Source organism: Aeromonas ichthyocola, assembly GCF_046087985.1.
Classification (GTDB): Bacteria; Pseudomonadota; Gammaproteobacteria; order Enterobacterales; family Aeromonadaceae; genus Aeromonas; species Aeromonas rivipollensis.
Genome location: NZ_JBJSWH010000014.1, coordinates 1 through 6,237, shown reverse-complemented (window position 1 = coordinate 6,237; position 6,237 = coordinate 1). Strand labels below are relative to the sequence as shown.

5 protein-coding genes and 3 pseudogenes are annotated in these 6,237 nt (G+C 58.1%); 6 read left to right on the top strand and 2 right to left on the bottom strand.

Going from position 1 to position 6,237, the window contains the following annotated elements; translation table 11 throughout:
• Positions 1–284: pseudogene (locus ACF2JD_RS22515) on the bottom strand (IS6-like element IS26 family transposase); the annotation flags it as partial.
• A gap of 113 nt (positions 285–397) precedes the next feature.
• Between ACF2JD_RS22515 and aac(3)-IVa the strand changes: the two are divergent.
• The 3 genes and pseudogenes from aac(3)-IVa to ACF2JD_RS22500 form a co-directional block, all read left to right on the top strand.
• Positions 398–1,174 carry an aminoglycoside N-acetyltransferase AAC(3)-IVa gene (aac(3)-IVa, locus tag ACF2JD_RS22510; RefSeq protein ID WP_001199192.1) on the top strand — a complete coding sequence of 259 codons (777 nt, stop codon included), beginning with the start codon at positions 398–400 and terminating at the stop codon, positions 1,172–1,174.
• A 228-nt stretch (positions 1,175–1,402) separates the two neighbouring features.
• Positions 1,403–2,428 carry an aminoglycoside O-phosphotransferase APH(4)-Ia gene (aph(4)-Ia, locus tag ACF2JD_RS22505; RefSeq protein ID WP_000742814.1) on the top strand — a complete coding sequence of 342 codons (1,026 nt, stop codon included), beginning with the start codon at positions 1,403–1,405 and terminating at the stop codon, positions 2,426–2,428.
• 5 nt (positions 2,429–2,433) lie between these two features.
• Positions 2,434–2,787 (top strand): annotated as a pseudogene (locus ACF2JD_RS22500) (AAC(3) family N-acetyltransferase); the annotation flags it as partial.
• Positions 2,788–2,849: 62 nt separating this feature from the next.
• On the opposite strand, the gene ACF2JD_RS22495 reads toward ACF2JD_RS22500, so the two are convergent.
• Positions 2,850–3,602 carry an IS6 family transposase gene (locus ACF2JD_RS22495; protein WP_000602738.1) on the bottom strand — a complete coding sequence of 251 codons (753 nt, stop codon included), beginning with the start codon at positions 3,600–3,602 and terminating at the stop codon, positions 2,850–2,852.
• Positions 3,603–3,687: 85 nt separating this feature from the next.
• Between ACF2JD_RS22495 and ACF2JD_RS22490 the strand changes: the two are divergent.
• From ACF2JD_RS22490 to trbJ, 3 genes and pseudogenes are all read left to right on the top strand, one after another.
• Positions 3,688–5,187, top strand: a pseudogene (locus ACF2JD_RS22490) (Tn3 family transposase); the annotation flags it as partial.
• A 185-nt stretch (positions 5,188–5,372) separates the two neighbouring features.
• The gene (locus ACF2JD_RS22485; RefSeq protein ID WP_000024442.1) at positions 5,373–5,561 is read left to right on the top strand and encodes a FitA-like ribbon-helix-helix domain-containing protein; all 189 of its coding nucleotides are present in this window, start codon (positions 5,373–5,375) and stop codon (positions 5,559–5,561) included.
• A gap of 140 nt (positions 5,562–5,701) precedes the next feature.
• Positions 5,702–6,237 (top strand): P-type conjugative transfer protein TrbJ (gene trbJ, locus ACF2JD_RS22480; RefSeq protein ID WP_440988184.1); only part of this gene is annotated, 536 nt, incomplete at its 3' end.

The window sequence follows — 6,237 nt, the reverse complement described above, 5'->3', positions numbered from 1 at the left end:
TACGCCCGGTACAGATACGCCCAGCGGCCATTGACCTTCACGTAGGTTTCATCCATGTGCCACGGGCAAAGATCGGAAGGGTTACGCCAGTACCAGCGCAGCCGTTTTTCCATTTCAGGCGCATAACGCTGAACCCAGCGGTAAATCGTGGAGTGATCGACATTCACTCCGCGTTCAGCCAGCATCTCCTGCAGCTCACGGTAACTGATGCCGTATTTGCAGTACCAGCGTACGGCCCACAGAATGATGTCACGCTGAAAATGCCGGCCTTTGAATGGGTTCATGTGCAGCTCCATCAGCAAAAGGGGATGATAAGTTTATCACCACCGACTATTTGCAACAGTGCCGTTGATCGTGCTATGATCGACTGATGTCATCAGCGGTGGAGTGCAATGTCGTGCAATACGAATGGCGAAAAGCCGAGCTCATCGGTCAGCTTCTCAACCTTGGGGTTACCCCCGGCGGTGTGCTGCTGGTCCACAGCTCCTTCCGTAGCGTCCGGCCCCTCGAAGATGGGCCACTTGGACTGATCGAGGCCCTGCGTGCTGCGCTGGGTCCGGGAGGGACGCTCGTCATGCCCTCGTGGTCAGGTCTGGACGACGAGCCGTTCGATCCTGCCACGTCGCCCGTTACACCGGACCTTGGAGTTGTCTCTGACACATTCTGGCGCCTGCCAAATGTAAAGCGCAGCGCCCATCCATTTGCCTTTGCGGCAGCGGGGCCACAGGCAGAGCAGATCATCTCTGATCCATTGCCCCTGCCACCTCACTCGCCTGCAAGCCCGGTCGCCCGTGTCCATGAACTCGATGGGCAGGTACTTCTCCTCGGCGTGGGACACGATGCCAACACGACGCTGCATCTTGCCGAGTTGATGGCAAAGGTTCCCTATGGGGTGCCGAGACACTGCACCATTCTTCAGGATGGCAAGTTGGTACGCGTCGATTATCTCGAGAATGACCACTGCTGTGAGCGCTTTGCCTTGGCGGACAGGTGGCTCAAGGAGAAGAGCCTTCAGAAGGAAGGTCCAGTCGGTCATGCCTTTGCTCGGTTGATCCGCTCCCGCGACATTGTGGCGACAGCCCTGGGTCAACTGGGCCGAGATCCGTTGATCTTCCTGCATCCGCCAGAGGCGGGATGCGAAGAATGCGATGCCGCTCGCCAGTCGATTGGCTGAGCTCATGAGCGGAGAACGAGATGACGTTGGAGGGGCAAGGTCGCGCTGATTGCTGGGGCAACACGTGGAGCGGATCGGGGATTGTCTTTCTTCAGCTCGCTGATGATATGCTGACGCTCAATGCCGTTTGGCCTCCGACTAACGAAAATCCCGCATTTGGACGGCTGATCCGATTGGCACGGCGGACGGCGAATGGCGGAGCAGACGCTCGTCCGGGGGCAATGAGATATGAAAAAGCCTGAACTCACCGCGACGTCTGTCGAGAAGTTTCTGATCGAAAAGTTCGACAGCGTCTCCGACCTGATGCAGCTCTCGGAGGGCGAAGAATCTCGTGCTTTCAGCTTCGATGTAGGAGGGCGTGGATATGTCCTGCGGGTAAATAGCTGCGCCGATGGTTTCTACAAAGATCGTTATGTTTATCGGCACTTTGCATCGGCCGCGCTCCCGATTCCGGAAGTGCTTGACATTGGGGAATTCAGCGAGAGCCTGACCTATTGCATCTCCCGCCGTGCACAGGGTGTCACGTTGCAAGACCTGCCTGAAACCGAACTGCCCGCTGTTCTGCAGCCGGTCGCGGAGGCCATGGATGCGATCGCTGCGGCCGATCTTAGCCAGACGAGCGGGTTCGGCCCATTCGGACCGCAAGGAATCGGTCAATACACTACATGGCGTGATTTCATATGCGCGATTGCTGATCCCCATGTGTATCACTGGCAAACTGTGATGGACGACACCGTCAGTGCGTCCGTCGCGCAGGCTCTCGATGAGCTGATGCTTTGGGCCGAGGACTGCCCCGAAGTCCGGCACCTCGTGCACGCGGATTTCGGCTCCAACAATGTCCTGACGGACAATGGCCGCATAACAGCGGTCATTGACTGGAGCGAGGCGATGTTCGGGGATTCCCAATACGAGGTCGCCAACATCTTCTTCTGGAGGCCGTGGTTGGCTTGTATGGAGCAGCAGACGCGCTACTTCGAGCGGAGGCATCCGGAGCTTGCAGGATCGCCGCGGCTCCGGGCGTATATGCTCCGCATTGGTCTTGACCAACTCTATCAGAGCTTGGTTGACGGCAATTTCGATGATGCAGCTTGGGCGCAGGGTCGATGCGACGCAATCGTCCGATCCGGAGCCGGGACTGTCGGGCGTACACAAATCGCCCGCAGAAGCGCGGCCGTCTGGACCGATGGCTGTGTAGAAGTACTCGCCGATAGTGGAAACCGACGCCCCAGCACTCGTCCGAGGGCAAAGGAATAGAGTAGATGCCGACCGAACAAGAGCTGATTTCGAGAACGCCTCAGCCAGCAACTCGCGCGAGCCTAGCAAGGCAAATGCGAGAGAACGGCCTTACGCTTGGTGGCACAGTTCTCGTCCACAGTTCGCTAAGCTCGCTCGGCTGGGTCGCGGGAGGGCCGGTCGCAGTGATTCAGGCCCTTCTGGATTGTGTTGGTCCCCAGGGCACGATTGTCATGCCCACGCACTCGGGTGATCTGACTGATCCCGCAGATTGGAGATCGCCGCCCGTGCCTGCCGATTGGGTGCAGATCTTGCGCAACGAGATGCCGGCATACGATCCGCAAACCACACCAACTCGGAACATGGGTGCAGTGGCTGAATTGTTCCGGGCGTGTCGCAAACACTTTTGGAGGCAGCTATCACCCAGCCAAGGCCGGTATTTTCATGCTTTGTTAACCTTTTGCAGTCCGAAGAGGCGCGCAAGCAAATCATTCTGGTCATTGACGGTCCAGCCGCCTGAAAAGCCAAAGCCCTTCCGCAGCCACAGCATCGCCTCGAAACCCGCGATGGTTCGCCGCGCCGTGTTAAAGGATTGGAAACCGCCGATCTTCGGCATGTTCTTCTTCACCCGGAAATGGTCGCTCTCAATCCCCTGCTGGAGATGTTTGGTCACATAATGCACGGGATCGGGATGGAGAAGCCCATCATCAACCGACGTTTTGATCGTTGACGGGAAGGTGTTGGCCCCGTCCGTCCCAATCCTGTTCGGCGACAACAAGGGTTCATCTTTAAGCATCTTTCGGAAGAACCGCTTGGCAGCGTCGAGATCGCGCTTAGCGGTCAGCAGGAAATCCACCGGATTGCCATGCTTATCGATGGCTCGGTACAGATAGCGCCATTTGCCGCGGATCTTGACATAGGTCTCATCAATCCGGACCGAGCCGCAATGGGGTCGACGAAACTGCCGCAGCCGTTTCTCGATGACAGGTGCATAAGCCAATACCCAGCGGTTGATCGTGCTATGATCGACCTCGAAGCCCCGCTCGCGAAACATCTCTTCCAAGTCACGATAGCTGAGCGGGTAGCGCAAGTACCAGGCAACCGCCTGTACAATCAGCCAGGCCTCGAAATGCCTGCCCTTGAAATCATCCTTCGACTGGCGCTTCAGCTTTTCGGCAATGGTATTCAAAATCATCGGCTCGCTCCGCAATATCAGGAGCGGCAACTTCTCTCCCCATGGTCAACATCGAGTTAACCTGAAGAATTTGCGACAAGGCCATGCGTTCCGCTCCGGAGATGTCTGGCTTACTAGGTCCCGGCGCTATGGCGATCTGAAACACGCACTCGTTCCGGCACAATCCATCGCGGAAGGCGGTCGTCTCGCTGTGCCATTGCGGCCGGAGGAATGGCTGGCAGACCGGCAAGCTCGCCTCGACATGCGGTTGCGCGAGCTTGGCCGTGCCGCTCGCGCAGGCACGATCCCGGGCGGGTCGATTGAAAACGGCGTTCTGCATATCGAGAAACTCGAAGCCGCCGCGCCGACAGGCGCCGAAGATCTGGTGCTCGATCTCTACAAGCAGATCCCGCCCACGCGCATCACCGATCTCCTGCTGGAGGTGGATGCGGCGACCGGCTTCACCGAAGCGTTCACCCATCTGCGCACAGGAGCACCCTGCGCTGACCGGATCGGGCTAATGAACGTTATCTTGGCGGAAGGGATCAACCTCGGCTTGCGCAAAATGGCGGATGCGACAAACACCCACACCTTCTGGGAATTGATCCGCATTGGACGGTGGCATGTCGAGGGCGAAGCCTATGACCGGGCGCTGGCCATGGTGGTCGAGGCACAGGCAGCGTTACCCATGGCCCGGTTCTGGGGCATGGGCACGTCGGCTTCGAGCGACGGACAGTTCTTCGTCGCTACAGAGCAAGGTGAGGCCATGAACCTGGTCAACGCGAAATATGGCAATACCCCGGGCCTGAAAGCCTATAGCCACGTCTCCGACCAATATGCGCCGTTCGCAACCCAGGTGATTCCTGCAACGGCAAGCGAAGCGCCTTACATCCTCGATGGCCTGCTGATGAACGATGCTGGACGCCATATCCGCGAGCAGTTCACCGACACGGGCGGCTTCACCGATCACGTCTTTGCCGCATGTGCCATTCTCGGCTACCGGTTCGCTCCGCGCATCCGCGACCTGCCATCCAAACGGCTCTACGCGTTCAATCCGTCGGCCGCCCCGGCGCACCTGCGAGCGTTGATCGGCGGAAAGGTCAACCAAGCCATGATCGAGCGCAATTGGCCCGACATCCTGCGCATCGCCGCCACCATTGCTGCCGGGACCGTCGCGCCAAGCCAGATTCTGCGGAAACTCGCCTCCTATCCGCGGCAGAACGAGCTCGCGACAGCCCTGCGGGAAGTCGGTCGCGTCGAGCGCACCCTGTTCATGATCGACTGGATTCTGGATGCCGAACTCCAACGGCGTGCCCAGATCGGGCTCAACAAAGGCGAAGCTCATCATGCGCTGAAGCGGGCAATCAGCTTCCACCGCCGCGGTGAAATCCGCGACCGTTCCGCCGAAGGCCAGCATTACCGCATCGCCGGCATGAATCTGCTCGCCGCCATCATCATCTTCTGGAACACCATGAAGCTCGGCGAGGTCGTTGCAAACCAGAAACGCGATGGAAAGCTGCTATCGCCCGATCTCTTGGCCCATGTTTCGCCGCTCGGATGGGAACACATCAATCTCACCGGAGAATATCGCTGGCCAAAGCCTTAGCGTAGGATTCCGCCCCCTCCCGCAAACGACCCCTATCTTCACTGTCCCTTATTCGCGCCGGGGGCACTCAACGGGAATCCTGCCCTGCGGGGCTGATCGGCTACCGCCGGTTGCAAGAGTATAGGTCTTGCTATTTTTAATATCTTTGATAGCATGGTTGTCGGGTACACCAAAAGGGTATTGATATGGCAAATGTGCTTATCAGGAATTTACCCGCCGAGGTGCACCGTGCGTTGAAAGTTCGAGCAGCGCTCAACGATAGGAGCACCGACGCGGAAATACGCGAAATACTGACGGCGGCAGTACAGCCGCTAGAGCTTGAAGAGATTGGCCGGGAAGTTGGCTTGTCCGAAAGCGATAAAAAAACAGAGTAGTTTTACGTTTGTAAGTCCGGGCCTCAGCGCCAAGGGCAATACCGATCAGCTAGTGGCGTAGCTCTTCGATGAAACGTTGCCGAGAACAAGCACAACGCTTGGTCAAGGCAATGCCTTCTTTTCATCGACGGAGTACGACCATGAAGTCCAAAATTTTAGCGGCTAAAAAAACCGCTCTAGCCGTTGCACTCGCAACCGGCTTTATCACCACTACCACCGCCCCTGTGCAAGCTGGTATCCCCGTCATCGACGGCGGCAACCTGGCCCAGAACATCATGACGGCCATCGAGTCGGTGGCGCAGACGCTCAAGCAGATTGAGCAGTACCAGACCCAGTTGCAGCAGTACGAAAATCAGCTCCAGAACACGATGGCCCCAGCCGCGTATATCTGGGATCAGGCGCAGACTACGATCAACCGGCTGATTGCCGCGCAAAACACGCTGGCCTATTACGAGAACCAGCTAGGCAGCCTGGATCGTTACCTGGCCAAGTTTCAGGACGTGGCCTATTACCGCAGCTCGCCATGCTTCAACGGCAGCGGCGGATGCACGCCGGCCGAAAAGGCAGCGATGGAAGAGAACCGCCGCCTGGCGTCAGAGTCGCAAAAGAAGGCCAACGATGCCCTGTTCCAGACCGTTGCCGACCAGCAAAAGGCTTTGAAGGATGACGCCCGTAC

What these genes read in the sequence shown, in the direction of transcription:
- ACF2JD_RS22485 (WP_000024442.1), top strand. Translation starts at nt 5,373, where the DNA reads ATGGCAAATGTGCTTATCAGGAATTTACCCGCCGAGGTGCACCGTGCG.
- ACF2JD_RS22495 (WP_000602738.1), bottom strand. Translation starts at nt 3,602, where the DNA reads ATGATTTTGAATACCATTGCCGAAAAGCTGAAGCGCCAGTCGAAGGAT.